We start from the raw sequence: 23,439 nt of genomic DNA, 5'->3' as shown, positions 1-23,439 counted from the left end.
TGACAAAGGGGCGCAACAGCATGTCCACGTTCGACGATCCGTTTGATTCCGACCGCAATCTCCAGGCGGGCTGCGTTTGCGGCCAGCACCGCTCGGCCCTCGAGCACGAGCAGGCCGCGTCGGCCCTGCGCTGCGAGCCCATCGAAAGCGAGGACAAGCGCTACGAGGGTGTCGTCGCGTCCGCGGTGATGCGCGCGATGTTTCCGCAGGACGTGGCACGCCGCGCCTTCCTGAAATCGGTCGGTGCGTCGACCGCGCTTGCGGCGCTGTCGCAATTCTTTCCGCTCAAGACGGCGACGGAGGTCTTCGCCGCGACCGGCACGCCGGAGAAGAAGGACCTCAAGGTCGGCTTCATTCCGATCACATGCGCCACGCCGATCATCATGGCGGCGCCGCTCGGCTTCTATGCGAAGCACGGCCTCAACGTCGAAGTGGTCAAGACCGCCGGCTGGGCCGTAGTCCGCGACAAGACCATCAACAAGGAATACGACGCTGCGCACATGCTGGCGCCGATGCCGATCGCGATATCGCTCGGCCTCGGCTCGAGCGCCATTCCCTTTGCCGTCCCCGCGATCGAAAACATCAACGGGCAGGGCATCACGCTTGCCATGAAGCACAAGGACAAGCGCGACCCGAAAGACTGGAAGGGAATGAAGTTCGCGATCCCCTTCGACTATTCCATGCACAATTACCTGCTGCGCTATTATCTCGCCGAGCACGGGATCGATCCTGATACCGACGTGCAGCTGCGCTCGGTGCCGCCGCCGGAGATGGTCGCGAACTTGCGCGCCGACAACATCGACGGCTTCCTCGCGCCGGACAACATCTGCCAGCGCGCGATCTATGACGGCGTCGGCTTCATGCACATCCTGTCGAAGGAGATCTGGGACGGCCATCCCTGTTGCAGCTTCGCCGCCAGCCGCGAATTCATCACCACCGCGCCGAACAGCTTTGCGGCGCTGACGCGCGCCATCGTCGATGCGACCGCCTACGCGTCGAAGGCGGAGAACCGCAAGCAGATCGCGGAAGCGATCGCGCCGGCCAATTACATCAATGCGCCGGTGACGGTGCTGGAGCAAGTCCTGACCGGCACCTATGCCGACGGCCTCGGCGGAGTGAAGACCGATGCCAAGCGGGTCGATTTCGATCCGTTCCCCTGGCAGTCCTTCGCTGTCTGGATGCTGACGCAGATGAAGCGCTGGGGCCAGATCAAGGGGGAGGTCGACTACAAGACCATCGCCGAGCAGGTGTATCTCGCCACCGATACCAAGAAGCTGATGACCGAGATGGGGCTGTCGCCGCCTGCAAGCGCCTACAAATCCTTCGCGGTGATGGGCAAGACGTTCGATCCGGCCAAGCCGGAGGACTATGTGGCGAGCTTCAAGATCAGGAAGGGGGCGTGATGGTCTTCGCTCTCTCCCCAGCGTCGTCCCGGCGAACGCCGGCAGCCACCACCACGGTGAGGCGCTTGGGGAAGATTTGTTGTTCGGGGCGCCTATCGGCCGCGCTCGATGAATTCCGCGGTATGGGTCCCGGCGTTCGCCGGGACGACATCTGGAGAGGCCTTGCGCGATGACATCCTCCCTCCGTCTCCGTGCGGGTCTCGTCTCCATCGTGCTGCTCGCCGCGTTCCTCGGCATCTGGCATATCGCAACGCGCTCGACGGGGGCGACGACGACGATGAGCCCGGAATACGCCAAGCTGATGGGGCTGACGGCCACACAAGGCAAATCGGCGATGCCCGGGCCGCTCGACGTCGGGGCAAAGCTCTGGGAGCACCTCAAGCGGCCGTTCTACGATAACGGGCCAAACGACAAGGGGCTCGGCATCCAGCTTGCCTATTCCATCGCGCGGGTCGGCACCGGCTATCTGCTGGCAGTGCTCGTCGCCATCCCGCTCGGCTTCCTGATCGGCATGTCGCCGCTGTTGAGCAAGGCGCTCGATCCCTTCATCCAGGTGCTGAAGCCGATCTCGCCTTTGGCCTGGATGCCGCTCGCGCTCTACACCATCAAGGATTCCTCGGTCTCCGCGATCTTCGTCATCTTCATCTGCTCGATCTGGCCGATGCTGCTCAACACCGTGTTCGGCGTTGCCAGCGTGCGCAAGGAATGGATCAATGTCGCGCGCACGCTCGAGGTAGGCACGATCAGGCGCGCCTTCACCGTGATCCTGCCCGCCGCGGCGCCGACGATCCTGACCGGCATGCGCATCTCGATCGGCATCGCCTGGCTCGTCATCGTCGCCGCCGAGATGCTCGTCGGTGGCACCGGCATCGGCTACTTCGTCTGGAACGAGTGGAATAATCTGTCGATCACCAACGTCATCATCGCGATCCTGCTGATCGGGGTCATCGGCATGCTGCTCGACCAGATCCTGGCGCGCTTCACGCGCATGGTCACGTTTCCGGAGTAGCAGCGGTGTCCGACAAATTCATCTCCATCGAAGGCATCGCGAAGCGCTATCCTGGTGCGGGCGGTGCCACGACCACCATCTTCGAGAACCTGTGGCTGTCGATGACGCGCGGCGAGTTTGCCTGCGTGATCGGCCATTCCGGCTGCGGCAAGACCACGGTGCTCAACATCCTCGCCGGCCTCGATGCGCCGAGCGAGGGCGCCGTCATCGTCGACGGTCAGGCGATCTCGGGCACCAGCCTCGATCGCGCCGTGATCTTCCAAAGCCATGCGCTGCTGCCCTGGCGCACCGTGCTCGGCAACGTCGCCTATGCCGTCAGCTCGAAGTGGCGGAACTGGGACCGCGCCAAAGTGAGGGCGCATGCGCAGACCTTCATCGATCTCGTCGGTCTCTCCGGCTCCGAGCACAAGCGTCCGTCCGAACTGTCGGGCGGCATGAAGCAGCGCGTCGGCATCGCGCGGGCGCTGTCGATCACGCCGAAGATGATGCTGATGGACGAGCCGTTCTCGGCGCTCGACGCGCTGACGCGCGGCACGCTGCAGGACGAGGTCCGCCGTATTTGCCTGGAGACCGGACAGACCGCGTTCATGATCACGCATGACGTTGACGAGGCGATCTACCTCGCCGACAAGATCTTCCTGATGACCAACGGCCCCGGCGCCGTGCTGGCCGAGGTGGTCGAGAACCCGCTGCCGAGGGACCGCGGCCGCACCGATCTGCACCGCCATCCGCTCTACTACGCCCTGCGCAACCACATCATCGATTTCCTGGTGACGCGCAGCAAGACCTTCGTCGCCGAGACGCCCGGCCACGATCCGCGCAACGTACCGGTGGTGCAGATCGGCAAGCCCGGACTGTCGATCGCGGCCGGCAGCGACGAACCGCGGCAGACCTGGATGCCCGGGACCAGCCCCGGATTGAGTGCCTAACCCAAGGAGACCTGACATGAAGCGCGAAGACCTCACCGAGAAGCTGCTCGACATCAAACGCGAGAAGGGCTGGAGCTGGAAGCACATCTGCGAGAAGATCGGCGGCTATTCGGAGGTGCTGATCGTCGGCGCGATCCTCGGCCAGATGAAGCTGACCAAGCCGCAGGCCGCGAACGCCGGCGAGCTGTTCGGCCTTTCGAAGGCGGAAGTTGCGATGCTCAACGAGGTGCCGATGCGCGGCACCGGGACGCCGATGCCGCCCACCGATCCGTTGATCTACCGATTCTACGAGATGGTAATGGTGAACGGCCCGGCCTGGAAAGCGCTGATCGAGGAGGAGTTCGGCGACGGCATCATGTCGGCGATCGACTTCGACATGGCACTGGAGCGCGTCGCCAACCCGAAGGGTGATCGCGTCAAGATCACGATGAGCGGCAAGTTCCTGCCGTACAAGTACTACGGCGCCAGCGGCAATGTGCCGGAATACGGCTTCAAGGAGGGGTGAGGAGCGGTTAACCAGTGGTGAAGCGGCGTCCCGATGTTTGCCCTCCAGGGTTTGCCTGATCGCAATCTCTGGAAGCTAGCAGAGAGGCGTTGCTTCAACCACAGGTAAACGTCATGAAAGCTCGTTCGCTCCTTGTTTCGGCAGCCCTTGGCATGTTGGTCATGACTGCTTCCGCCATGGCACAGTCACTTGGCCAGCGTGCCATTGTCGAGCAGGGCGGCGGTGCATTGCGGCAGGAAGGATCGGTCCGCGTGCAAACGTCGATCAACTTCTTTGTCGCTGGCCCCAGCGGGGACAGCGAGGAGGCCCAAAAGCTGCGCGAGCGCGCGCGCCGCGCGGTCTATGAGATGGCGGCGCGCGAATGCGATCTGTTGCGCGAGGTGATCGCCCGCGATTGCCGGCTGGAGTCGGTTAACACCAGCATCAACCGGCAACTCGGACCGCAGCAAGCGGAGGGCTTCAATATCAACGGCTCGATGGCTTTTCAGATCACGCTGAAATAGAGGGCGGGATTCATTTCCCCGCCTTCACCTCGGCCGCGGCCACCGCAAGCAGCTCGCTCATCTTGGCGCGAATGGCCTGCTCGGTGACGGCAACGTTCTTGGCGGCGAAATCGGCCGTGATCTTGCGCAGGACGTCGGCATCGCCGGCCTCCTCGAAATCGGCCGCGACCACCTCCTTGGCATAGGCCGTGGCGGCGTCACCGGTGATGCCGAGCTTTTCGGCTGCCCACAGGCCGAGAAGCCGGTTTCGGCGCGCCTCCGCCTTGAATTTCTGCTCCTCGTCGAGGGCGAACTTCTTCTCGAAACCTTCCTGGCGCTTGTCGAACTCGCTCATGCCTTGTTCCAAATCCTTGCTGAATGGCGCGGGGCCCTTCCGTTGCGGCGCCCCGGCTGCATGCCTACATAGATAGCACGAATCGGCAAAAACAACGGGCCGTTAAGCCGCAGGCAAGACGGTATAAGTTGGCGCCGGACGGCCGGATCGATTGTGCTCGGACAGCCAATCGGATAGGTTGCCTAAAGGCTTGGTTCCCGTTCTGTTTTCTGGGTTATGGATGGGTTCCTCGCCGTTCACGGCAGCTCCGCTGTGGGTCCCATCCTAGTCAACCGGAGCACACCAAATTCATGGATTTCAACAAAACACGGTACATCCCCATGAGCCGTCGGCGTCGCATTTATGAAGGCAAGGCAAAGGTTCTCTACGAGGGCCCGGAACCTGGTACCCTGATCCAGCACTTCAAGGACGACGCCACCGCGTTCAACGCGAAGAAGCATCAGGTGATCGAGGGCAAGGGTGTCCTCAACAACCGGATTTCGGAGTACCTGTTTCAGCACCTCAACGACATCGGGGTGCCGACCCACTTCATCCGCCGTCTCAACATGCGCGAGCAGCTGATTCGCGAGGTCGAGATCGTGCCGCTCGAAGTGGTGGTGCGGAACGTCGCCGCCGGGTCGCTCTCGCAGCGTCTCGGCATCGAGGAGGGCACCCAGCTGCCCCGTTCGATCATCGAATTCTACTACAAGAACGACCAGCTCAACGACCCCATGGTGTCGGAAGAGCACATCACCGCCTTCGGCTGGGCCACGCCGCAGGAGATCGACGACATCATGGCACTCGCCATCCGCGTCAACGATTTCCTCACCGGCCTCTTCCTCGGCATCGGCATCCGCCTCGTCGACTTCAAGATGGAGTGCGGCCGCCTGTTCGAGAACGAGATGATGCGGATCATCGTCGCCGACGAGATCTCGCCGGACAGCTGCCGGCTGTGGGACATCAAGTCGAACGAGAAGCTCGACAAGGACCGTTTCCGCAGGGATCTCGGCGGCCTGCTCGAGGCCTATACCGAGGTCGCAAAGCGTCTCGGCATCCTGATGGAGAACGAGCGTCCGCAGGGCTCAGGCCCCGTGCTGGTGAAGAGCTGAAGGGGATTTCGACGTGAAGGCACGTGTCACCGTTACCTTGAAGACGGGCATCCTCGATCCGCAAGGCAAGGCGATCGAGGGTGCGCTGAAGTCGCTGGGCGTCGACGGCGTCGCCAGCGTCCGGCAGGGCAAGGTGTTCGACATCGAGCTCGCCGGCGCCGACAAGGCCAAGGCGGAAGCCGCGCTCAAGCAAGCCGCCGACAAGCTGCTGGCGAACACCGTGATCGAGAACTATCGGGTCGAACTGCTCTAATGAAAGCCGCCATCCTCGTCTTCCCCGGAATCAATCGCGAGCGCGACATGGCGCGCGCACTGAAGCTCATCTCGGGCCGTGAGCCGGCGATGGTCTGGCACGCCGAGACGGCGCTGCCTGCGGGCACGGATCTCGTGGTGGTGCCGGGCGGCTTCTCCTACGGCGATTATTTGCGCTGTGGCGCCATCGCGGCGCGGGCGCCGGTGATGGACGCGGTGCGCGACTACGCTGCCAAGGGCGGCCTCGTGCTCGGCGTCTGCAACGGTTTCCAGATCCTGTGCGAGTCCGGCCTGCTGCCGGGCGTCCTCATGCGCAATGCGGGGCTGAAGTTCATCTGCCGCGATGTGCATCTGCGCGTCGAGCGTTCCGACTCGCCCTTCACCCGCGGCTACAACGCCGGGCAGGTGATCCGCGTGCCGGTCGCCCACGGCGAGGGCAACTACGAGGCGGACGAGGAGACGATCAACCGGCTCGAGGGCGAGGGACGGGTGCTCTATCGCTATTGCTCGGCCGCCGGCGAGGTCGACGATTTCAACAACATCAACGGCGCTGCGCACTCCATCGCCGGAATCGTCAACGACAGGGGCAACGTGCTAGGCATGATGCCGCATCCGGAAAACCACGTCGAAGACATCATGGGCTGCACCGACGGCCGCGGCCTGTTCGCCGGCCTCGTCCAGCATCTGGAAAAGGCTGCGTGATCGCGTGGGTGCCGGGGCGGTCGTCGTTGCGGTCGCGTCGGCCGGCGACGCTCAGGGCGCTTCAGCGACGCTTCCACCTTTCCGCCGGCACCGTCATCGCGGCAACGCCTGCCATCACCAGCAGCAATCCCAGCGCCAGGTTCGACGGCACGCTCTCGCCGAGCAGCAGCACGGAGAGGCCGACGCCGATCGGGATGCGCAGATAGCCTTGCGCGTTCGTCGTCAGCGTGCCGAGCCGGCCGAGGCAGATGTAGAACAGCAGCAGTCCCAGCGCGCTTGAGACGATGCCCATGATGATGGTGGCAACAATTGCCCTCGGAGTCGGCTGCAGCGTCCAGGGCTGGTCGATGAGGAGCGAGGGCGGCAGCAGGATCATGCCGCCGAACAATAGCGAGCCTGCCGCCACCACCATCGGGTCGTAGTCGGACAACCTGAGGCCGAAGATGGTTGCGCAGGCAAAGGAGATCGTGGCGAGCAGGATTGCGATCTCCGCGATGATCTCGCTGCCGAGCCCGTGCAGCGCATCGAGGCCGACGATGAGGGTCGTGCCGGCAAGGCCGAGGATCGCGCCGACGAGCTTGAGCAGCGTCGCCGGCTCGTGCCGCGTGATCAGCGAGGTGATCAGGAAGGCGAAGATCGGCGTGGTCGAGGCCAGCACCACCGTGTTCGAGGCCGGCACATATTGCTGCGACCAGGTGATGATCAGGAACGGGAAGGTCGAGTTGATCAATTGCTGGGTCGCGAACAGCTTCCAGGCCTTCGCGTCGATCGGTATCCTGACCCCGCGCATCCACAGGATCGCGAACAGGAACGCGGCCGCGATCAGCGAGCGCGCCGAGATGAATGTGATGGGCGGGATCGTGTCCAGCGCCAGCTTGGTCAGCGGATAGGTGGAACTCCAGCAGCAAGCCAGAGCCAGCAGCAGCGCGTAGTCGCGCCAGCTGCGCACGCCAGGCATGGACCGCAACGGCGTTGATGCGGACGCCGTCGCGCGACCCGCCTCCGATGTGCTCTGCGGCACCTTGTTCTGCTCCCCGGCGCAACAGCGCTTGATCAAGTCTGGGCGAGGGGACGCGAAAAGGGAAGCCGTCGAGCTATGCGTTTGGCTGCGGTGCCGGTTTCCGCTTCACCCGCTTGATCGTGCCGGAGAAGGTGAACAGGGGCCGTCCGCCGGAGGTCAGCCTGCCGCGCAGGAAGATCAGCGAGCCGCCGGCGCGGGACACTTCGCCGACGCACTCGACCAGTTCGCCCTCGCGGGCCGCGTCGAGGAAATCGCAGGCGAAATTGGTCGTCACGGCCGGCCCATCCAGCTCGTGGGTGGCAATTGCAAAAAGACAATAATCGGCGAAAGCCATGAAGCAGCCGCCATGGACGTTGCCGGAGCCGTTGAGGTGCTTTTTCTCGACCCGGAAGGCGCAGCGGACGCTGCCGTCCGCCTCGATTCGGTGCCAGAAGGGGCCGACATGGGATTCAAAACTGTCGCGAATCCAGGTCCGCCAACCCTCAAATTCGCCCTCGGTGGCGACGTGGAGGTCGGGGCGGCGGAGCGGAGATGATTTGGTCAATTCGTGCAAGGAAACAGGCCTTCAATTGCGGTCTTCAGCCCTTAAATCCGATCCGACCGCGCCGTGCAATTCCTGTTCCCGCGGAGCCCCCGGCGCAAAACGTGGGACAGCGGGAAAATGCGCCATAAAGGGCTTTTCGCGAGCCCCCGATGTTCCTAAGAACGGCCAACGCCGCCGAAAGCCCCGAATCCATGAAGAACGAACCCAAGATCACCCCCGAACTGGTTGCCGCCCACGGGCTCAAGCCCGACGAATATGAGCGCATCCTGAAGCTGATCGGGCGGGAGCCGACCTTCACCGAGCTCGGCATCTTCTCGGCGATGTGGAACGAGCATTGCTCGTACAAGTCGTCGCGCATCCATCTTCGCGGCCTGCCGACCAAGGCGTCGTGGGTGATCCAGGGCCCCGGCGAGAATGCCGGCGTGATCGACATCGGCGATGGCCAGGCCGTGGTCTTCAAGATGGAGAGCCACAACCACCCGAGCTATATCGAGCCCTATCAGGGCGCGACGACCGGCGTCGGCGGTATCTTGCGCGACGTGTTCACCATGGGCGCGCGCCCCATCGCCTGCCTCAATGCGCTCAGCTTCGGCGCGCCCGAGCACCCGAAGACGCGGCATCTCGTCTCCGGCGTCGTGGCGGGCGTCGGCGGCTACGGCAATTCCTTCGGCGTGCCGACCGTGGGCGGGCAGGTGCGCTTCCACACCCGTTACGACGGCAACATCCTCGTCAATGCGATGGCGGTCGGTCTCGCCGATACCGACAAGATCTTCTATGCGGCTGCCTCCGGCGTGAACATGCCGATCGTCTATCTGGGCTCCAAGACCGGCCGCGACGGCATCCATGGCGCCTCGATGGCCTCGGCCGAGTTCGATGACAATTCGGAGGAGAAGCGCCCCACCGTGCAGGTCGGCGATCCCTTTGCGGAGAAGCTGCTGCTCGAGGCCTGCCTCGAGATCATGGAGAAGGGCTGCGTCATCGCGATCCAGGACATGGGCGCGGCGGGCCTGACCTGCTCGGCGGTCGAGATGGGCGCCAAGGGCGACCTCGGCGTCGATCTCGATCTCGACGCGGTGCCGACCCGCGAGACCGGCATGAGTGCCTATGAGATGATGCTCTCGGAAAGCCAGGAGCGCATGCTCATGGTGCTCAAGCCCGAGAAGGAAAAGGAAGCCGAGGCGATCTTCAAGAAGTGGGGCCTCGACTTCGCCGTCGTCGGCTACACCACGCCGAGCAAGCGATTCGTGGTCAAGCATGGCGGCGACGTCATGGCTGATCTTCCGATCAAGGAGCTCGGCGACGAGGCGCCGGTCTATGACCGCCCGCACGTCCCCTCCGCGGCGCTGCCGGTGGTGCATGCCCGCGAGGTGCCGGCGCCGATGGGCCTCGGGCCTGCGCTGGAGAAGCTGATCGGCACGCCGGACATGTGCAGCAAGCGCTGGGTGTGGGAGCAGTACGATCACGTCATTCTCGGCAACACGATGCAGCGCCCAGGCGGCGATGCTGCCGTGGTGCGCGTGCAGGACGGGCCGAAGGGTCTGGCGCTGACCGTCGACGTAACACCACGCTATTGCGAGGCCGATCCGTTCGAAGGCGGCAAGCAGGCGGTGGCGGAAGCCTGGCGCAACATCACCGCGGTCGGCGGCAGGCCGCTTGCGATTACCGACAATCTAAATTTCGGCAACCCCGAAAGACCTGAGATCATGGGCCAGTTTGTCGGCTGCCTGAAGGGTATCTCGGAAGCCTGCCGCACGCTGGATTTCCCGGTCGTCTCGGGCAACGTCTCGCTCTACAACGAGACCAACGGCCGTGCGATCCTGCCGACGCCATCGATCGGCGGGGTCGGCCTGCTCGATGATTTCACCAAATCCGCCTCGCTCGCCTTCAAGGCCGAAGGCGAGGCGATCCTCTTGATCGGTGAAACCCATGGCTGGCTCGGCCAGTCCGTCTACCTGCGTGACATCTGCGGCCGCGAGGAGGGCGCGCCCCCGCCGGTGGATCTCGCCGCCGAGAAGCGCAACGGCGATTGCGTGCGCGGCATGATCCATGCGGGCACCGCGACCGCAGTGCATGACCTCTCGGACGGCGGCCTCCTGATCGCGCTCGCCGAGATGGCGATGGCGAGCGGCATCGGTGCGAAACTGCTCGCCGCGCCGAGCGCACTGGTGCCGCAGGCCTATTGGTTCGGAGAGGACCAGGCGCGCTATCTCGTTACCGTGCCGGAAACCGAAGCCGGCCGCGTGCTCGCCAAGATGCGCGGCTGCGAGGTGCCTTGCGTGCGGATCGGCACCACCGGAGGCGATGCGATCGCAATCGCAGGAGAAGCGCCTGTGTCGATCGAGAGCCTGCGGACATCCCACGAGCGCTGGCTGCCGGAGTATATGGGCGGGAAGGCAGCGTAAGGCCGCCTTCACAAGCTACAGCACCTTCGTTGCCCCGGGGATCTGGCGCAAGGCGCGCGTGAGCCCCCAACTGAACGCGACGGTCAGCACGAATCCGATCGTCGCCTTCACGATCGCCGGCAGGTCATAGTCGAATAGCCAGTATTGCAGCCAAAGCGCGATCGGGTAGTGTACCAGAAACATGCCATAAGCGTCCGCCTGCATCGGATCGAGTAGCTTGGCCGAGCCCGATTGCCTGAACCTCTGGAAGAAGGCCAGGATCAGAAACATGATGGCCACGCTGAAGATAGCGAAGCAGACGGCATAGAGTCCCTCATACCAGTTCGGCAGCGGCCACGGGTTTCCCAGTATTTCGCGCTTGATGAAGATCAGCACCCAGAGCAGGCAATACGGGACTATCGCCAAGACCATCCAGTCCCAGCTCACCTTCGCCATCCGGCCGTCTGCCGCGAGCAGCCCGCGATCCATATTCGCGACGCCGATGCCGGCACCGAAGAAGAAGTAGCTCGCGTAAAGCATCACGCGCCCGTGCTGCACCGAGAACGGCCCCAACTCGAACCAGTTGCTTGGCCCAAAATACATCAGCCCGGGTACGTAGAACGCTGCGGTGACGGCGAGCATGACCGCAAAGAACGCGGCGGGTCGTCGGCGGCCGTGCAGCGAAAGGCGGTTGATCGGATCTAGCAGGTTGGGCGAGAGGCGATGCAGGATGCAGGCAACCGCATCGAAGCCGAGCAGGACCCAGAGGAACCAGATCGGCCCGCTCGGCCACGGGCCCTTCGTGACCATATCCCACCAGTACTGCGAGAAGCCGATCTCGGGATTGTGCCGGAGCGAAATGGCGTAGTAGGCGAGCGGAATGATCGTGAGCGCGCAGATCACAAACGGCAGCCCAAGCCGCAGCAGGCGATCTGCCAAATAGCTCCGCGCTCCCTTACGGGCGATGCTTGACCACGCAAACAAGCCCGAGAGGAAAAAGAACATCGCCATGAAGAAGCTGTCGGTGGCGAGCACAATCATGTCGAAGCCGAAGAAGAACTTCGGATCGGTGTGGCCGAAATAGGTGTAGGGAATGACGGCGTGATGCAGCAGCACAACCAGCGTCAGGAAGGTGCGGGCGCGGTCGAGCGACAAGTTGCGCGCTTTGATGCTCGGCGCGGCGTGAGCCTCCGCGGTCATCGTCGCAGAATGTGACACCGTGATCATGGCCGCCCCGATGGTGCTTCAATCCCTGCCGGACTTTGCCGCCGGGAACCCGATTCAGCAAGAGTTCGAGCCGTCCCAGGCTCTGATGCGGTAGGAACCGGTTCCTCATAGCGCAGTTAGCTTCCGCGAAAAACCTGAGGGGCCGCAAGAGCGGCAGCAATTTCGGAGCTGGCCATGACGATCCTGAAATGGGCGTTGATCTTCCTACTCGTCTCGATCGTGGCCGGCGTGCTCGGTTTCACCGGCATTTCAGCCGCCTCTGCCGACATCGCCCGCTTCCTGTTCTACGTCTTTGTCGCGATCTTTTTGGTGCTGCTGGTACTGGGACTCACGATTTTCAGGGCTTAGCGGGCTGGCCTCCAAGATCTCAAATCACGCCCCGGCTTGACCCGGGGCAATCCATCGATTGCCGCCAAGAACGTGGATGGCCGGGACGAGGCCCGGTCATGACGACGGCGCACGGAGCGCGCTAGCCCACTTCTTCGATCTTCACCTTGTCCGGATAGAAGGCCAGATGGCCGGTAATCTCGGCCATGGCGGGGAAGGGCGTCTCATAGGTCCAGATGGCGTTGTCCAGCGTCTTGTCGCCGGCCGTGACGCTGTAATAGCTCGCGTCCCCCTTGTACGGGCAGTGGGTGATACGGTCGGTGCGCTCCAGCAGGGCCATGTTGGTGTCCTCCCGTGGCACATATTGCACCGCCGGGTACTTGGCCTCCCTCAAGGTCAGGGCCTTGCTGGTCTCCGCGATCACGATGTCGCCTGCGGTCACGCGCACTCGCCGGGGATTTGGAGTGATGGTGATGGGGTGGTCGGGCCCTGGAAGCTTCATGATTTCACGCCTTTTCGATCAATCTGCCGCGCGCGGCACTTTGTCGTGCCTTTATCCTGATGGGATCACGGATATAGTGCCGGAAGGCGTGACCTAGAAGGCCGTTCACGCTAAGTTTGAGCCTGCCGGCGAGGGGACCCCGGCAGCGATTCGAAGGCTGAGACCAGAAGGAGCAAGACCCGAATGCCCATGGACGCCCACGATATCGAGGCGATGATCAAGGCAGCGATCCCCGATGCCGAGGTGACCATCCGTGACCTCGCCGGCGACGGCGACCACTATGCCGCGACCGTGATCTCGGAATCCTTCCGCGGCAAGTCGCGCGTCCAACAGCACCAGATCGTCTACCAATCCCTGCGTGGCCAGATGGGCGGGGTGTTGCATGCCCTGGCACTGCAAACCGGGGTGCCTGGCGGGCCTGGAGTGTCGGGCACGTGATCCGAAGAGACGCCTGAGCTGATCGCACACCGGGATAAGACGATGGCTGCGGACAATCCACGCGGCGCAATGTTCCGCGTTATCGTGCCGAGCCAGCACAGCCGCGTGGCCTTTGTCGAGCTGTTCTTCGATCTCGTCTTCGTCTTTGCCGTCACGCAGATCTCGCACACTCTGCTGCACCATTTCACACCGCTCGGTGCGGCGCATGTGGTGGTGCTGTTCCTTGCGGTCTGGTGGGTGTGGGTCTTCACCGCCTGGGTCACGAACTGGCTCAATCCCGAGCTGACGCCGGTCCGCCTCCTGCTCTTCCTGATGATGCTTGGCGGCCTCGTGCTGTCGACGACGATCCCGACCGCCTTCGAGGGGCGAGGCCTGTGGTTTGCGATCGCTTATGCGGCAATGCAAGTCGGCCGCACCGCTTTCTGGCTGTTCGCAACACCGCGGCATCGAACAGCCGTACGGCACAACGCGATCCGCATCCTGACCTGGCTCTCCATCTCCGCGGTCCTGTGGATCGCAGGCGGTCTGTCGGAGGGAGAGACGCGGCTATGGCTGTGGATCGCGGCGGTGAGCTGGGAATACATCGCGCCGGCTGCCCGCTTCTGGGTACCGAAGCTCGGGTTTTCCTCGGTCGAGGCGTGGGCTGTCGAAGGCGGCCACATGGCCGAGCGCTGCGGTCTCTTCGTCATCATCGCGCTCGGCGAGGCCATCGTCGTCAACGGCGCCACTTTTTCCGAGCTGACGTGGAATGCGGACAACATCCTCGCCTTCGTCTCCGCGCTCGTCGGTGCCATCGCGATGTGGTGGATCTATTTCCACAAGGGCGCCGAGGCCGGTTCCGAGCGGATATCGAAGTCCGCCGAATCCGGGCGGCTGGCGCGGCTCGCCTACACCTATCTGCACACGCCGATCGTCGCCGGCATCATCCTGACCGCGGTCTCGGACGAACTGGTGCTGAAGCACCCGACCGGGCACTCCGACATTCGCACGATCGCGAGCACGATCGGCGGGCCTTTGGTGTTTCTGGTCGGCACCATCCTGTTCAAGCTGGCCATCCGCGGCTTCCTCCAGCTCTCACACGGCGTCGGCATCATCCTGCTGCTGGCTCTGAGCTGGTTCGCCGCCGACCTCTCGCCGCTCTGGCTGTCGGTCGCGACGACCATGATCCTGATCGTGGTCGCAGTGTGGGAATCGATCTCGCTGGGGTCGGCGATGGAGGAAGCGGAAGGGAGTTGAATTGCGCTCGGAGCAGCCCGGGCAGGCGCCTCGTCCTCGGAGACGACCGCTGCGCGGTCTGCTCAGGACGAGGCTGATCAGCGACTGCGCCCGGTGAACCTGCTGCCGGCATTCCGTCCTCATACCGAGGAGCCCGCCCGGGCGCGTCTCGAAGGACGTGTCGGCACGCAAGGACGCAAAGCTTTAGTCCGCCGCCTCCAGCGCATGCACCGAAAACATCTTGGCCGCATCCGTCCAGCTTTCGCGAACGCGCCAGCCGGCCCCTTGCGCCAGCGCGGCGAAGCGGTCGATACTGTATTTGTAGCTATTCTCGGTGTGAATGCTCTCGCCCGGTCGGAACGAGAAGCTGGTGCCGAGCAGCCGTACGGTCTGGCTCTTCTTGCTGATCAGGTGCATCTCGATGCGGTGCCGCTCGCGATTGTAGATCGCGCGATGGGTGAAGGCCGACAGATCGAAATTGCCGCCGAGCTCGCGATTGATGCGCACCAGCACATTGAGGTTGAAGCGTGCGGTCACGCCGGCGGCATCGTTATAGGCGTCAAAGAGGATCCGTTCGTCCTTTTCCAGATCGGCGCCGATGATCATCTGTGCGCCCTTGCCGAGGATCTTGCGCGCACTCTTCAAGAAGCTCTGCGCTTCATCCGGCTCAAAATTGCCGATGGTCGAGCCGGGAAAAAAGCCGACCTTCGGCATGGATGCGACCTGCGTTGGCAGATCGAAGGGCGTCGTGAAGTCGGCTGCGACCGGATAGATGCCGAGCGCCGGAAAATCCCGCTTCAGCCCGCTCGCCTGCGCCTTCAGGAAGTCACCTGAAATGTCGACCGGGACATAGGCCGCGAACTTGCAGTGATCCAGCAGCAGGCGGACCTTCGTCGTGGCACCTGCGCCGAACTCGACGAGCGCCGCGTGCTCCGGAATGATCTTTGCGATATCGCCTCCGCGCTCTCTCAGGATCGCAAGCTCTGTGCGCGTCGGATAATATTCAGGCAGGCGCGTGATCGCCTCGAACAACTCCGACCCGGTCGCATCATAGAAGAATTTCGGAGAGAGCCTCTTCGGCTGCTGCGAGAGGTCCGCGATGGCTTCGCGGGCAAATGCGGTGGTCTGCTCGTCGGGAAGATGGGCTTCGGCCAAAGCGCTGGCGTGCACATTCATGATACTCTCCTGAACGCGCTGTCCGGCGCGCATTTGTCGTCGGATGAATCTGAACCGCGAAGACGCAGCGATTCAGATTTGTTGTTTGAGCATGATCTTTTCGGAACCCGCTTCTCCGGCATCATGCTCTATTCGTAATCGGCGAGCCGCAGCCCGGTGAACTGCCAGCGATGGTGCGGATAGAAGAAGTTGCGATAGCTGACACGGCTGTGGCCTTGCGGAGTTGCAAGCGAGGATCCGCGCAGCACAAGCTGGTTGACCATGAACTTGCCATTGTACTCGCCGAGCGCGCCTTCGACGGCGCGGTAACCGGGGTAGGGTGAGTAAGAGCTGCGGGTCCATTGCCAGACGAGGCCGAAGGCGTCGTCGAGTTGCTTGGTGCGGGCCGCGACTTCCCACTCCATCTCGGTCGGCAGGTGTTTTCCGGACCAGCGCGCGAAGGCATCCGCCTCGTAATAGCTGATGTGACAGACAGGCGCGTTTGGGTCGACCGGCTTGAGGCCGGCCAGCGTCATCACCTGCCATTGGCCGTCGACCTCGCGCCAATAGCCCGGGGCTTGCCAGTCTTCCTTGCTGGCCGCGGCGAAACCGTCCATCAGCCACAGCGTTGCGGTTCGGTAGCCGCCGTCCTGCATGAAGTTGAGCCATTCGGCGTTGGACACGAGATGGCGGGCGATCTTGACGGGACCGACGAGGGCGCGATGTGCGGGCTTCTCATTATCGAAATGGAAGCTGTCGTCGACATGGCCAACGGTGTGGATGCCTTCATTGAGCTGCAGCCAGTCATCGCCGCCGCGGGGGGCGCCCGGGAAGCACCAGTCCGGCTCATAGGCCGGGTAGACCGGGTTCTGCGCGAAGGCGTGCAGGATGTCGGTAAGCATCAACTCTTGATGCTGCTGCTCGTGGTTGAGCCCGACCTCGACGAGTGGGGCGATCATGCCGAGCTTGTCCTCACCGGCCTCGCGGAAGAATTCGACGACGGCTGCATCGACGTATTTGCGATAGGCGCCGATCTCCTCGGCGCTCGGCCGGGTGATGTCGCCGCGATGGTTGCGGGCGTGCCGCGGACCGGCGCTGACGTAGTAGGAGTTGAACAGGAAGGCGAAATCCGGATGGAAGGGCCGGTACCCCGCAGCGTGCTTCCCGAGCAGGAATTGCTCCCAGAACCAGGTGGTATGCGCGCGGTGCCATTTCGTCGGGCTGGCGTCCGGCATGGACTGGATCTGCTGGTCCTCTGGCGACAGCGGCCCGGCCCGGCGTTCGGTCTCGTTGCGGACCGCGAGAAAGGCCTCTTCCAGCCGCTTCGCGAGGTCGTCCGGGCGCGAGGACGGTGACGAAAGCTGGGTAGCGGCCGTAGCTGAGGCTTGTTTCGTCACGTTTTTCTCCAGACAGCACAAGAGAACGTCGTTCGCGCAACCCGGTTCCGCGACCGGGGTCCGTCCTAGATAGGGGCTCCGTTACGGTATGAAAGTCCTCTCCGGCGATGATATTGATGTCGTCAGCCTATGGACCTCCTGGGCGCCGATTGGCCCGGCGGGCCTGTCGCCGGCATTTGACTTTGGATGCATAACGGTTTGGGCTACATATATAGGCAGGTATCGGGTTAAATCGGTCGAGCCGGCCCGACGTGATCGATGGGGGCTCGGCCCCGGAAGGACATGGACATGAGCATCGCGGAATTCATCGCCAACGAAGTGAAGTCGAACGACGTGGTTCTGTTTATGAAGGGGACGCCGCAATTTCCGCAGTGCGGTTTCTCCGGCCAGGTCGTCCAGATCCTGGACCATATCGGCGTCGGCTATAAGGGCCTCAACGTCCTCGAATCCGCCGAGCTGCGCAACGGCATCAAGGAATACTCGAACTGGCCGACGATCCCGCAGCTCTACGTCAAGGGCGAGTTCATCGGCGGCTGCGACATCGTCCGTGAGATGTTTCAGGCTGGCGAGTTGCAGCAGCTCCTCACCGAAAAAGGCGTGGTCGTCGCGGCTTGATGCATGACCCGGCTGGCGCGCCGGATTGCCGGCGCCGAGCTCGAGGTCATCGTTTCCGACATCACGACACTCAGCATTGACGCGATCGTCAACGCCGCCAACACGTCGCTCCTTGGCGGGGGCGGCGTCGATGGCGCGATCCATCGGGCAGCCGGGCCCGAGCTCGTCGCCGAATGCCGCATGCTCCACGGCTGCAGGACGGGCGACGCCAAGATCACGAGGGGTTATCGGCTCAAGGCCGCGCATGTGATCCACACCGTCGGCCCGGTGTGGAATGGCGGCACGCTCGGCGAGGATGATCTGCTCGCCTCCTGCTATCGCCGATCGATGGAGCTGTGCGGGAAGCACCAGCTGACCTCGGTGGCATTCCCTGCGATCTCGACCGGCATCTTCCGCTTCCCTGCCGACCGGGCGGCCGAAATCGCGGTGCGCACGACGGTCGAAGCGCTGGCTGCTGCGCCATCCGTCGCTCGCGTGGTGTTCTGCTGCTTCGCCGAGCCCGGCGCGAAACTCCATGCCGAGGCGGTTGCGCGACACAGCCGCCCTTGATGAGGACGCGGGGGTCTCAAGCCCCGCGCACGATCTCGCGGACATACCCGATCGTTTCTTCGATCTGGCTCGCGTTGACATCCAGATGCGTGCAGGCGCGGATGCGGCCGTCCATCATCGCGAGCGTGACGCCGCGCTGGCGCAGTGCGGCGACCATCTTGTCGCCGGGAATGCCGGCGCCGTCGGGCTTGAAGAACACGAGATTGGTTTCGGGCTCCTGCACCTCGATCCCTGAGATCTGCGACAGGCCGCGCGCGAGTGCGCGCGCATTGGCATGGTCGTCGGCCAGGCGCTCGACGTGATGATCGAGCGCGTAGATGCAGGCCGCCGCGCAGATCCCGGCCTGCCGCATCGAGCCGCCGAGGCGCTGCTTCCACTGCCAGACCGCATCGATGAAGGCGCGCGAGCCCGCCAGCACGCCGCCGATCGGCGCACCGAGGCCCTTGGAGAAGTCGATCCAGGCCGAATCCCAGCCCGCGGTCATATCGCGCGGAGAGATGCCGCTTGCCACGGTGGCGTTGAGCAGGCGCGCGCCGTCCATGTGGGTGACGAGGCCGTGCTGCTTTGCGATCGCGACGATTTCATCGAGCGCCGCCTTCTTCCAGATCGTGCCGCCGCCGATATTGGCGGTCTGCTCGACGCTGACGACGGTCTGCGGCGGCTGGTAACGCGTGCGCGGGTGCAGAGCTTTGCGAAGAGTCTCCGGGGTGAATTGACCATCAGGGCCCTTCAGCTGCGTGACCTGGAAGCCGCCGATCGCCGCATGCGCCCCGCCTTCGCGTGCAATGATGTGCGCGGTCTCATGCGCGAGGATCTCGTCGCCGGGTCGGCAATGCACCAGCGTCGCGGTGACGTTGCACATCGTGCCGGAGGGCATGTAGACCGCAGCTTCCTTGCCGAGCAGATCCGCAACGCGCTCGCATAGCGCGTTCACGGTCGGATCATCGCCAACCTGTTCGTCCCCGACTTCCGCCCGCGCCATCGCCTCGCGCATCCCAGCCGTCGGTTTGGTTTGCGTATCCGACAGCAGATTGATCCGCACCGGCGGGGCCTTTGGGTCGATGGGGGGAGGGGTGTAGAGCATCAACTTGCTCCTGAACGGGAATGGCGCTCGTTGTGGTCAACGAGCTCTGGGTGGACGCCGAGCGGCGTGGCGAAACCGCATAATAGCAATTTCTGCCTCGGTCACGCGACAATCGATCAGATGAGGATGAGGGTTGACCGCCAAGCGGCGGACGTATGCACGCGTCGTGGTTCGAGCTGCGCAGGGGTGGGTCTCTAGCAATGCAATGAGAGCGATGATGCGATCGTAGTGCGCCCAAGGGGCGAGCGTGCCTCGATGTAGGTGAGAGTTTGGTCGATTTGGGCCAGCGCCCGCTTCGTATAGCGATCCTTCACAGCCCGTGATTGGCCCAGATCGCGCGGACTTCGTCGGCGCTGGCCAGTTCGCCGCGGGCGATCTCGGCTTCGGCCTCACAAAGATCTGCTTCTTCCGCCGCCGTCAGTTGAATTGGTGGCTGATCGATCCCGGCAAGCTCAAGCAGTGTTCGTGCGAAGCCGTCTTGTTCTGATTCCGGCAGGCCCGAAATCTTGCTGAAGCCCTCTTCCAGAAGGCGCTTCATGGTCAACTCCGTTTGCTGGTGCATAGCACGGACGAGTTGGCGGATGGAGTGGCCGCCAACAACGAAAAGGCCCCGGAAACCGGGGCCTTTGAACGTCGGTCCGCCGAATGATCAGCGCGAATAGAATTCGACGACCAGATGCGGCTCCATCTGGACCGGGAACGGCACGTCGGAGAGGTTGGGCACGCGCGTGTACTTCGCGGTCATCTTGCCGTGGTCGACTTCGAGATAGTCGGGCACGTCACGCTCGGGAAGCTGGCTGGCTTCGAGCACGTGGGCGAGCTGCTTGGAGCTTTCCTTGACCTCGACCACGTCACCGACCTTGAGCTGGTAGCTCGAGATGTTGACCTTGCGGCCGTTCACCTTGATGTGGCCGTGATTGATGAACTGGCGCGCAGCGAAGATGGTGGAGACGAACTTGGCGCGGTACACGACCGCGTCGAGACGACGCTCCAGCAGGCCGATCAGGTTCTCGCCGGTGTCGCCCTTGAGGCGGCTTGCCTCGACGTAGATGCCGTGGAACTGGCGCTCGCTGATGTTGGCGTAGTAGCCCTTCAGCTTCTGCTTGGCGCGGAGCTGCACGCCGAAGTCGGAGAGCTTGCCCTTGCGGCGCTGGCCGTGCTGGCCGGGGCCGTATTCGCGGCGGTTCACGGGGCTCTTGGGGCGGCCCCAGATGTTCTGGCCCATACGGCGATCGATCTTGTACTTCGCCTCACTGCGCTTAGTCATCGCGTCCTCTTCAGGTACAGGGTTTGAGGAAACGCGCCCTCCTGTGTGACGGGCTTGGCCCGGCACCGACAGGTCCGATCCCCAAAGCTTAAGGGACTTGACCACGGGTCGCGAAACGCTTCGCGGGCCGAAATCGGCCCGCGAGCAAGCGGCTTTTAGGGGAGTTTGGGCCCGGCTGTCAATTCTCTACGCCTGTCAGAAGCGCGAACCCGGAATCTCGAGATCCCGGGCTCGGTGGCGCGCACCGCCTCTGGATAAGTTCGGCGCTTTCAGCCTCTCACCGCCCGGACGGGCTTGGGGACGGCCGCGCCCAATTCCGCAGCGATTTCAGTGTTCAGGACCTGTTCCAGCCGGGTCAGGACCCTTGCAATCGGGGCGGCGTCCGTGACCCTGTGGTCCCATCGGATCACGACGCGGATGGTCTGGTCGGGTTCGACGAGACCATAACTCACGACGAAGGGGCCGGGCGTGATCGGATGAAGCTCACCGCCGCCATAGGCGGCAACCGAGCTGACCCCGAAGCTGCCGAACCAATTGCCGCGCTGGCGGCCGAAATTCAGACCAATGGCCCAGGACAAGCGCCGCAACGGCAGCGGCAGGCGGGTCGCCCGCATGATCTTGCGGAACATTGGGACGTCCCCGACCGGAGCCGTCTTGCCAAGCCGGATTTCGGCGTCGATTGCTGCCAGCGAAAGGGCCTCAGGAGCGGCGATTCGCTGAGGCAGCACGCATTCCTCGCCCTCGTCCACCCGCGCGATCGCGACCGTCGCCACGCTCTTCGGCAGCTCGTACAGGGCCGGCCAAGGCCATTTGACGTAGACGGTGCGCAGGATCGGCTCGTCCCTCGCAACCAGGGCGAAAGCCTTGACGAACATCGCGGCCCAGCCCGCGGGCGCCGTTGCGCATGCGCGAGCCTCCAGCAGGGGGCGGATATTGAGCGAGCGAGAGAGTGAAACGAAGGGCACGCCCATCGAGGCATGCATGAGGTCGCAGATCAGGCGACGCCGCAGCGATATGGATTTGGGCGTCCCGCGCATCGGTCTTCAGTTCCAAATCAAAGATCAAAATATGGGCAGCGAGCGGGGCCCGCCCGCTCGCTCTAGCATGAACCAACCCGCCTGGGGGCGGTCGGTTCGCCGCATCACGGCGCCGCCGAGGCTGTCGGCTTGTTAATGACCTAAATCTATAATGATTTCAATGTCTTGTTGCGTGATTCTTGGCGACCGTCGCGCAAAGTCGCCTTGAGCATATTCCTCCCTGAACTGCGAGGCCGATCACCTCGTTGCGCGATTCAGCGCTTGATCCCGTCGAATGCCGCCATGATGCCGCGCTGGAACAGCGACCAGTCGAAGCCGAGCGCGATGGCGCGGTAGCCGCGGTCGATCAGGGCGTTGGCCTGGTCGGCGCTGCGCGCCACGCCGCCGATCGGCACTCCGCTTCTGAGGATGCCGGCCTCTGCACGCGCGACCAGCTCCAGCAGCTCCGGATCGTCCATCCGGCCGCGTTTGTTGATGGAGGTGGCGAGATCGCCGGGGCCGATCACGGCGACGTCGATGCCCGGCGTCGCCATGATCTCGTCGATGCGGTTGACGGCATCGACATGCTCGATGGTGATCATGCAGATCATCTCGTCATCGGCGCTGGCCATGTAATCGGGCATGGATTGGCCCCAGCGGAACGGGGCGTGGAAGGGGCCCCAGAGCCGGTCGCCGCCGGGCGGGTAACGAACGCTACGCACCGCCTTCTCGGCTTCCGCGGGCGTGGTGATCATCGGGAAGTTGATGCCGAAGGCGCCGATGTCCATCGGGGCTTTCGCGAGCCACGGCTCGTTCGCGGCGATCCGCACCAGCGGCGTACATGGCGTCCCCGTCGTCGCGGCGATCATCGCATGGGCTTCGGTCAATCCGATCGGGCCGTGCTCGAGATCGACGATGATCCAGTCGAGCGAACGCGCCATGATCTGCACCAGCTGCACGCTCGGGATGGTCGCGATCGCGCCGAAGGCGGGGCGGCCCTCGCTCCACAGCTGGCGGAGACGATTGAGCGGCTTTGCGGGGACGGACATGGGAGGACCTGCGCAGAGATGATGGCGGCGAAGCCTAGCAGCGAGCGACCGGGGCGCAAGGTCAGGCCACCGCGCGCCCGCCGAAGAACGGCGTCAGCGTGGCCGAAAGGCCATGGACGCGGTTCGAGGTGAAGATCATCTCGGCCCCCGACTGTGCTGCGCCGCCGCTGGGCGGGCCGAGCAGATCCGAGACGCGTCGGGCGATCGCCGGCGCCGGATCGATCCAGTCGACTGGCCAGGGTGCCAGCCGCTTCAGCCGATCGAGCAGCAGCGGATAATGGGTGCAGGCGAGCACCACCGTGTCGGTGCGCGCGCTCGCGTCCGCAGCGTCGCCGACGAAGCAGGGCGCGAGCTCGGCGAGGATGTCGCCGTCGCTGACCGGCTTGCCGCCAAGCGCGGCCTCGGCGAGCGAGGCGAGCTCGGGCGAGCCGACCAGCGTCACCTCGCAACCTTGCGCGAAATCGCGGATCAGCGCCTTGGTGTATTCGCGTTTCACGGTGCCCTTGGTGCCGAGCACCGAGACGCGACGCGTCCTGGACTGAGCGCAGGCCGGCTTGATCGCCGGCACGGTCCCGACGAAAGGCACGGAATAGGCCGCGCGCAAATGAGAGAGGACCAAGGTGGACGCCGTGTTGCAGGCGATGACGACGAGGTCGGGATCATGGGTGCCGATCAACTCCCCCATCAGCGGCACGACGCGGCCGATGATCTCGTCCTCGCTGTGGTGGCCATAGGGAAAAAAAGCGTCGTCGGCGACGTAGACGAAACGCGCATCAGGGCGCGCGGTTACGACCTCACGGAGCACCGTGAGCCCGCCAAGGCCGGAATCGAACACCAGGATGGTCGGAGAATTGGTCACGTCGTTACCCTAGCCCGGCATGGTTACCATTCGGTTTTTGGGGCGGTTTTGCGGCGCCCTGCAAGGAT

Annotated in this window: 27 protein-coding genes; 14 read left to right on the top strand and 13 right to left on the bottom strand. The window is 63.9% G+C overall.

Features of this window, described 5'->3' with window-relative positions:
- Positions 1-20 precede the first annotated feature (20 nt).
- From K408_RS0123195 to K408_RS43490, 5 genes are all read left to right on the top strand, one after another.
- On the top strand, positions 21-1,403 hold the full coding sequence (locus tag K408_RS0123195) for a CmpA/NrtA family ABC transporter substrate-binding protein (protein ID WP_024340892.1): 1,383 nt from the start codon (positions 21-23) through the stop codon (positions 1,401-1,403).
- Positions 1,404-1,572: 169 nt separating this feature from the next.
- On the top strand, positions 1,573-2,412 hold the full coding sequence (gene ntrB / locus K408_RS0123190) for a nitrate ABC transporter permease (protein WP_024340891.1): 840 nt from the start codon (positions 1,573-1,575) through the stop codon (positions 2,410-2,412).
- 5 nt (positions 2,413-2,417) lie between these two features.
- The gene (locus K408_RS0123185) at positions 2,418-3,341 is read left to right on the top strand and encodes an ABC transporter ATP-binding protein (protein ID WP_024340890.1); all 924 of its coding nucleotides are present in this window, start codon (positions 2,418-2,420) and stop codon (positions 3,339-3,341) included.
- Positions 3,342-3,357: 16 nt separating this feature from the next.
- Positions 3,358-3,846, top strand: a complete 489-nt coding sequence (cynS, locus tag K408_RS38485) for a cyanase (RefSeq protein WP_024340889.1) — start codon at positions 3,358-3,360, stop codon at positions 3,844-3,846.
- A 113-nt stretch (positions 3,847-3,959) separates the two neighbouring features.
- Entirely contained in the window at positions 3,960-4,349 is a 390-nt protein-coding gene (locus K408_RS43490) for a hypothetical protein (RefSeq protein ID WP_024340888.1), read from the top strand.
- A gap of 10 nt (positions 4,350-4,359) precedes the next feature.
- On the opposite strand, the gene K408_RS0123170 is transcribed toward K408_RS43490, so the two are convergent.
- Positions 4,360-4,683, bottom strand: a complete 324-nt coding sequence (locus tag K408_RS0123170) for a DUF1476 domain-containing protein (protein ID WP_024340887.1) — start codon at positions 4,681-4,683, stop codon at positions 4,360-4,362.
- Between the two features lie 320 nt (positions 4,684-5,003).
- On the opposite strand from K408_RS0123170, the gene purC reads away from it, so the two are divergent.
- From purC to purQ, 3 genes are read left to right on the top strand one after another with little or no spacing between them, the layout of a single operon-like run.
- Entirely contained in the window at positions 5,004-5,771 is a 768-nt protein-coding gene (gene purC, locus K408_RS0123165; protein WP_173015815.1) for a phosphoribosylaminoimidazolesuccinocarboxamide synthase, read from the top strand.
- Positions 5,772-5,784: 13 nt separating this feature from the next.
- On the top strand, positions 5,785-6,024 hold the full coding sequence (gene purS, locus K408_RS0123160) for a phosphoribosylformylglycinamidine synthase subunit PurS (protein ID WP_024340886.1): 240 nt from the start codon (positions 5,785-5,787) through the stop codon (positions 6,022-6,024).
- Positions 6,024-6,725 carry a phosphoribosylformylglycinamidine synthase subunit PurQ gene (purQ, locus tag K408_RS0123155; protein WP_024340885.1) on the top strand — a complete coding sequence of 234 codons (702 nt, stop codon included), beginning with the start codon at positions 6,024-6,026 and terminating at the stop codon, positions 6,723-6,725. Before purS ends, purQ begins: the two co-directional genes overlap by 1 nt.
- A 61-nt stretch (positions 6,726-6,786) precedes the next feature.
- Here the strand turns inward: purQ and K408_RS0123150 are convergent, their stop codons facing one another.
- Both K408_RS0123150 and K408_RS0123145 read right to left on the bottom strand, forming a co-directional pair.
- Positions 6,787-7,746, bottom strand: coding sequence for a DMT family transporter (locus tag K408_RS0123150; RefSeq protein WP_024340884.1), 960 nt, complete (start codon positions 7,744-7,746; stop codon positions 6,787-6,789).
- A 73-nt stretch (positions 7,747-7,819) separates the two neighbouring features.
- On the bottom strand, positions 7,820-8,299 hold the full coding sequence (locus K408_RS0123145; RefSeq protein WP_024340883.1) for a PaaI family thioesterase: 480 nt from the start codon (positions 8,297-8,299) through the stop codon (positions 7,820-7,822).
- Between the two features lie 182 nt (positions 8,300-8,481).
- Between K408_RS0123145 and purL the strand changes: the two genes are divergently transcribed.
- Positions 8,482-10,692 carry a phosphoribosylformylglycinamidine synthase subunit PurL gene (purL, locus tag K408_RS0123140; protein WP_024340882.1) on the top strand — a complete coding sequence of 737 codons (2,211 nt, stop codon included), beginning with the start codon at positions 8,482-8,484 and terminating at the stop codon, positions 10,690-10,692.
- A 15-nt stretch (positions 10,693-10,707) separates the two neighbouring features.
- Here the strand turns inward: purL and K408_RS0123135 are convergent, their stop codons facing one another.
- Positions 10,708-11,898 (bottom strand): acyltransferase family protein, encoded by a 1,191-nt coding sequence (locus K408_RS0123135; RefSeq protein ID WP_024340881.1) that lies wholly within the window; start codon positions 11,896-11,898, stop codon positions 10,708-10,710.
- 174 nt (positions 11,899-12,072) lie between these two features.
- Between K408_RS0123135 and K408_RS0123125 the strand changes: the two genes are divergently transcribed.
- Positions 12,073-12,246: a DUF1328 domain-containing protein gene (locus K408_RS0123125; protein WP_024340880.1), complete on the top strand. Its 174-nt coding sequence runs from the start codon at positions 12,073-12,075 to the stop codon at positions 12,244-12,246.
- Between the two features lie 121 nt (positions 12,247-12,367).
- On the opposite strand, the gene K408_RS0123120 is transcribed toward K408_RS0123125, so the two are convergent.
- Entirely contained in the window at positions 12,368-12,727 is a 360-nt protein-coding gene (locus tag K408_RS0123120; protein ID WP_024340879.1) for a DUF427 domain-containing protein, read from the bottom strand.
- Between the two features lie 183 nt (positions 12,728-12,910).
- On the opposite strand from K408_RS0123120, the gene K408_RS0123115 reads away from it, so the two are divergent.
- Together K408_RS0123115 and K408_RS0123110 are read left to right on the top strand one after the other, a co-directional pair.
- Positions 12,911-13,165 carry a BolA/IbaG family iron-sulfur metabolism protein gene (locus K408_RS0123115; protein WP_024340878.1) on the top strand — a complete coding sequence of 85 codons (255 nt, stop codon included), beginning with the start codon at positions 12,911-12,913 and terminating at the stop codon, positions 13,163-13,165.
- 42 nt (positions 13,166-13,207) lie between these two features.
- Positions 13,208-14,401, top strand: a complete 1,194-nt coding sequence (locus K408_RS0123110; RefSeq protein WP_024340877.1) for a low temperature requirement protein A — start codon at positions 13,208-13,210, stop codon at positions 14,399-14,401.
- 183 nt (positions 14,402-14,584) lie between these two features.
- Here the strand turns inward: K408_RS0123110 and egtD are convergent, their stop codons facing one another.
- A complete protein-coding gene (gene egtD, locus K408_RS0123105) occupies positions 14,585-15,556 on the bottom strand; it encodes an L-histidine N(alpha)-methyltransferase (RefSeq protein WP_024340876.1) in 972 nt (323 codons plus the stop codon).
- 128 nt (positions 15,557-15,684) lie between these two features.
- Positions 15,685-16,932 carry an ergothioneine biosynthesis protein EgtB gene (gene egtB, locus K408_RS0123100; protein ID WP_024340875.1) on the bottom strand — a complete coding sequence of 416 codons (1,248 nt, stop codon included), beginning with the start codon at positions 16,930-16,932 and terminating at the stop codon, positions 15,685-15,687.
- A gap of 288 nt (positions 16,933-17,220) precedes the next feature.
- On the opposite strand from egtB, the gene grxD reads away from it, so the two are divergent.
- Positions 17,221-17,547 carry a Grx4 family monothiol glutaredoxin gene (gene grxD, locus K408_RS0123095; protein ID WP_024340874.1) on the top strand — a complete coding sequence of 109 codons (327 nt, stop codon included), beginning with the start codon at positions 17,221-17,223 and terminating at the stop codon, positions 17,545-17,547.
- Positions 17,548-17,550: 3 nt separating this feature from the next.
- A complete protein-coding gene (locus tag K408_RS0123090; protein WP_024340873.1) occupies positions 17,551-18,096 on the top strand; it encodes an O-acetyl-ADP-ribose deacetylase in 546 nt (181 codons plus the stop codon).
- A 16-nt stretch (positions 18,097-18,112) separates the two neighbouring features.
- Here the strand turns inward: K408_RS0123090 and K408_RS0123085 are convergent, their stop codons facing one another.
- From K408_RS0123085 to murI, 6 genes are all read right to left on the bottom strand, one after another.
- Positions 18,113-19,180, bottom strand: coding sequence for a threonine aldolase family protein (locus K408_RS0123085; protein ID WP_024340872.1), 1,068 nt, complete (start codon positions 19,178-19,180; stop codon positions 18,113-18,115).
- Between the two features lie 310 nt (positions 19,181-19,490).
- The gene (locus K408_RS0123080; RefSeq protein WP_024340871.1) at positions 19,491-19,718 is read right to left on the bottom strand and encodes a hypothetical protein; all 228 of its coding nucleotides are present in this window, start codon (positions 19,716-19,718) and stop codon (positions 19,491-19,493) included.
- A 111-nt stretch (positions 19,719-19,829) separates the two neighbouring features.
- Complete coding sequence (rpsD, locus tag K408_RS0123075) at positions 19,830-20,447, bottom strand: 30S ribosomal protein S4 (RefSeq protein ID WP_024340870.1); 618 nt, start codon at positions 20,445-20,447, stop codon at positions 19,830-19,832.
- Between the two features lie 269 nt (positions 20,448-20,716).
- Positions 20,717-21,484, bottom strand: a complete 768-nt coding sequence (locus tag K408_RS0123070) for an acyltransferase (RefSeq protein ID WP_024340869.1) — start codon at positions 21,482-21,484, stop codon at positions 20,717-20,719.
- A 254-nt stretch (positions 21,485-21,738) separates the two neighbouring features.
- Positions 21,739-22,512 (bottom strand): HpcH/HpaI aldolase family protein, encoded by a 774-nt coding sequence (locus tag K408_RS0123065; protein ID WP_024340868.1) that lies wholly within the window; start codon positions 22,510-22,512, stop codon positions 21,739-21,741.
- 61 nt (positions 22,513-22,573) lie between these two features.
- The gene (gene murI / locus K408_RS0123060) at positions 22,574-23,371 is read right to left on the bottom strand and encodes a glutamate racemase (protein ID WP_024340867.1); all 798 of its coding nucleotides are present in this window, start codon (positions 23,369-23,371) and stop codon (positions 22,574-22,576) included.
- Between the last annotated feature and the right edge of the window lie 68 nt (positions 23,372-23,439).

The organism is Bradyrhizobium sp. in8p8 (assembly GCF_000426845.1).
In the GTDB taxonomy this organism is placed as follows: Bacteria; Pseudomonadota; Alphaproteobacteria; order Rhizobiales; family Xanthobacteraceae; genus Bradyrhizobium; species Bradyrhizobium japonicum_C.
Note: the sequence above shows the minus strand (reverse complement) of the source record. Positions and strands in the feature narration are given on the sequence as shown.

What these genes read in the sequence shown, in the direction of transcription:
- K408_RS0123195 (WP_024340892.1), top strand. Translation starts at nt 21, where the DNA reads ATGTCCACGTTCGACGATCCGTTTGATTCCGACCGCAATCTCCAGGCG.
- ntrB (WP_024340891.1), top strand. Translation starts at nt 1,573, where the DNA reads ATGACATCCTCCCTCCGTCTCCGTGCGGGTCTCGTCTCCATCGTGCTG.
- cynS (WP_024340889.1), top strand. Translation starts at nt 3,358, where the DNA reads ATGAAGCGCGAAGACCTCACCGAGAAGCTGCTCGACATCAAACGCGAG.
- K408_RS43490 (WP_024340888.1), top strand. Translation starts at nt 3,960, where the DNA reads ATGAAAGCTCGTTCGCTCCTTGTTTCGGCAGCCCTTGGCATGTTGGTC.
- K408_RS0123170 (WP_024340887.1), bottom strand. Translation starts at nt 4,683, where the DNA reads ATGAGCGAGTTCGACAAGCGCCAGGAAGGTTTCGAGAAGAAGTTCGCC.
- purC (WP_173015815.1), top strand. Translation starts at nt 5,004, where the DNA reads ATGAGCCGTCGGCGTCGCATTTATGAAGGCAAGGCAAAGGTTCTCTAC.
- purQ (WP_024340885.1), top strand. Translation starts at nt 6,024, where the DNA reads ATGAAAGCCGCCATCCTCGTCTTCCCCGGAATCAATCGCGAGCGCGAC.
- purL (WP_024340882.1), top strand. Translation starts at nt 8,482, where the DNA reads ATGAAGAACGAACCCAAGATCACCCCCGAACTGGTTGCCGCCCACGGG.
- K408_RS0123135 (WP_024340881.1), bottom strand. Translation starts at nt 11,898, where the DNA reads ATGATCACGGTGTCACATTCTGCGACGATGACCGCGGAGGCTCACGCC.
- K408_RS0123125 (WP_024340880.1), top strand. Translation starts at nt 12,073, where the DNA reads ATGACGATCCTGAAATGGGCGTTGATCTTCCTACTCGTCTCGATCGTG.
- K408_RS0123120 (WP_024340879.1), bottom strand. Translation starts at nt 12,727, where the DNA reads ATGAAGCTTCCAGGGCCCGACCACCCCATCACCATCACTCCAAATCCC.
- K408_RS0123115 (WP_024340878.1), top strand. Translation starts at nt 12,911, where the DNA reads ATGCCCATGGACGCCCACGATATCGAGGCGATGATCAAGGCAGCGATC.
- K408_RS0123110 (WP_024340877.1), top strand. Translation starts at nt 13,208, where the DNA reads ATGGCTGCGGACAATCCACGCGGCGCAATGTTCCGCGTTATCGTGCCG.
- egtD (WP_024340876.1), bottom strand. Translation starts at nt 15,556, where the DNA reads ATGAATGTGCACGCCAGCGCTTTGGCCGAAGCCCATCTTCCCGACGAG.
- grxD (WP_024340874.1), top strand. Translation starts at nt 17,221, where the DNA reads ATGAGCATCGCGGAATTCATCGCCAACGAAGTGAAGTCGAACGACGTG.
- K408_RS0123090 (WP_024340873.1), top strand. Translation starts at nt 17,551, where the DNA reads ATGACCCGGCTGGCGCGCCGGATTGCCGGCGCCGAGCTCGAGGTCATC.
- K408_RS0123085 (WP_024340872.1), bottom strand. Translation starts at nt 19,180, where the DNA reads ATGCTCTACACCCCTCCCCCCATCGACCCAAAGGCCCCGCCGGTGCGG.
- K408_RS0123080 (WP_024340871.1), bottom strand. Translation starts at nt 19,718, where the DNA reads ATGAAGCGCCTTCTGGAAGAGGGCTTCAGCAAGATTTCGGGCCTGCCG.
- rpsD (WP_024340870.1), bottom strand. Translation starts at nt 20,447, where the DNA reads ATGACTAAGCGCAGTGAGGCGAAGTACAAGATCGATCGCCGTATGGGC.
- K408_RS0123070 (WP_024340869.1), bottom strand. Translation starts at nt 21,484, where the DNA reads ATGCGCGGGACGCCCAAATCCATATCGCTGCGGCGTCGCCTGATCTGC.
- K408_RS0123065 (WP_024340868.1), bottom strand. Translation starts at nt 22,512, where the DNA reads ATGTCCGTCCCCGCAAAGCCGCTCAATCGTCTCCGCCAGCTGTGGAGC.